The following is a 2,500-nucleotide window of genomic DNA, read 5'->3' on the forward strand; positions in this document are numbered from 1 at the left end:
GGGTATAAACCCTGGCGATGACCTACTCTCGCATGGCTTGAGCCACACTACCATCGGCGCAGCTGCGTTTCACTTCCGAGTTCGGGATGGGATCGGGTGGTTCCACAGCGCTAATTTCACCAGGGAGGCTTTTGGAGTGTCGCCGCAGGACGTGTCTTTGCAGGGAGCGGGCACGGATGTGCCGGCTTTACAAAGAGACGCGCCTGTAGCGCCTGCCTCTCGTTTGGTCTTGTGACGTAGCGTGCACTTGGATCTATCGACATGTCATGTCGGCCAAGGCAACTTGAGGTTATATGGTCAAGCCGCACGGATCATTAGTATCAGTTAGCTCAATACATTGCTGTACTTACACACCTGACCTATCAACCACATAGTCTATATGGTTCCTTCAGGGGGCTTGTGCCCCGGGAGATCTCATCTTGAGGCGCGCTTCCCGCTTAGATGCTTTCAGCGGTTATCGCTTCCGAACATAGCTACCCGGCAATGCCACTGGCGTGACAACCGGAACACCAGAGGTTCGTCCACTCCGGTCCTCTCGTACTAGGAGCAGCCCCTCTCAAATCTCCAACGCCCATGGCAGATAGGGACCGAACTGTCTCACGACGTTCTGAACCCAGCTCGCGTACCACTTTAAATGGCGAACAGCCATACCCTTGGGACCGACTACAGCCCCAGGATGTGATGAGCCGACATCGAGGTGCCAAACACCGCCGTCGATATGAACTCTTGGGCGGTATCAGCCTGTTATCCCCGGAGTACCTTTTATCCGTTGAGCGATGGCCCTTCCATACAGAACCACCGGATCACTAAGTCCTAGTTTCCTACCTGCTTGATCCGTCGATCTTGCAGTCAAGCACGCTTATGCCTTTGCACACAGTGCGCGATGTCCGACCGCGCTGAGCGTACCTTCGAGCTCCTCCGTTACTCTTTAGGAGGAGACCGCCCCAGTCAAACTACCCACCATACACGGTCCCCGATCCAGATTATGGACCTAGGTTAGAACGTCAAGCACGACAGGGTGGTATTTCAAGGTTGGCTCCACTGCAGCTAGCGCCACAGTTTCATAGCCTCCCACCTATCCTACACAGACGAACTCAACGTTCAGTGTAAAGCTATAGTAAAGGTTCACGGGGTCTTTCCGTCTTGCCACGGGAACGCTGCATCTTCACAGCGATTTCAATTTCACTGAGTCTCGGGTGGAGACAGCGCCGCTGTCGTTACGCCATTCGTGCAGGTCGGAACTTACCCGACAAGGAATTTCGCTACCTTAGGACCGTTATAGTTACGGCCGCCGTTTACTGGGGCTTCGATCAAGAGCTTCGCCTTGCGGCTGACCCCATCAATTAACCTTCCAGCACCGGGCAGGCGTCACACCCTATACGTCCACTTTCGTGTTTGCAGAGTGCTGTGTTTTTGATAAACAGTCGCAGCGGCCTGGTTACTGCGACCCTCTTCAGCTATAGCTCGCATGAGCCACCAAAAAGGGTGCACCTTCTCCCGAAGTTACGGTGCCATGTTGCCTAGTTCCTTCACCCGAGTTCTCTCAAGCGCCTGAGAATTCTCATCCTACCCACCTGTGTCGGTTTACGGTACGGTCTGCGTAAGCTGAAGCTTAGGAGCTTTTCCTGGAAGCGTGGTATCAGCGACTTCGCCTTAAAGGCTCGTCTCGGTGCTCGGTCTTAAAGGATCCCGGATTTGCCAAAGATCCAAACCTACCGCCTTTCCCCAGGACAACCAACGCCTGGTACGCCTAACCTTCTCCGTCCCTCCATCGCACTTACGCGAGGTGCAGGAATATTAACCTGCTTCCCATCGACTACGACTTTCGTCCTCGCCTTAGGGGCCGACTCACCCTGCGCCGATTAACGTTGCGCAAGGAAACCTTGGGCTTTCGGCGTGCGGGTTTTTCACCCGCATTATCGTTACTCATGTCAGCATTCGCACTTCCGATACCTCCAGCAGACTTCTCAATCCACCTTCAACGGCTTACGGAACGCTCCTCTACCGCGTACATATAAATATGCACACCCCAAGCTTCGGTTCACTGCTTAGCCCCGTTAAATCTTCCCCGCAGACCGACTCGACCAGTGAGCTATTACGCTTTCTTTAAAGGGTGGCTGCTTCTAAGCCAACCTCCTGGCTGTCTGTGCCTTTCCACATGGTTTTCCACTTAGCAGTGAATTTGGGACCTTAGCTGTGGGTCTGGGTTGTTTCCCTTTTCACGACGGACGTTAGCACCCGCCGTGTGTCTCCCATACAGTCCGTCTCGGTATTCGGAGTTTGCAATGGTTTGGTAAGTCGCGATGACCCCCTAGCCATAACAGTGCTCTACCCCCGAGAGGATACATATGAGGCGCTACCTAAATAGCTTTCGAGGAGAACCAGCTATCTCCGGGTTCGATTAGCTTTTCACTCCTAATCACAGCTCATCCCCGTCTTTTGCAACAGACGTGGGTTCGGGCCTCCAGTACCTGTTACGGCACCTTCACCCTGGCCATGA

2 rRNA genes (1 of these 2 cut by a window edge) are annotated in these 2,500 nt (G+C 54.0%); both read right to left on the reverse strand.

Annotated features, from left to right (window positions below):
• Nucleotides 1–9 precede the first annotated feature (9 nt).
• A 5S ribosomal RNA gene (gene rrf, locus CXG43_RS01190) occupies nucleotides 10–124 on the reverse strand.
• A gap of 169 nt (nucleotides 125–293) precedes the next feature.
• Nucleotides 294–2,500 (reverse strand): 23S ribosomal RNA (locus CXG43_RS01195); it runs 674 nt beyond the window's last position.

Source organism: Stenotrophomonas sp. Bg11-02, from assembly GCF_002836635.1.
Classification (GTDB): Bacteria; Pseudomonadota; Gammaproteobacteria; order Xanthomonadales; family Xanthomonadaceae; genus Stenotrophomonas; species Stenotrophomonas lacuserhaii.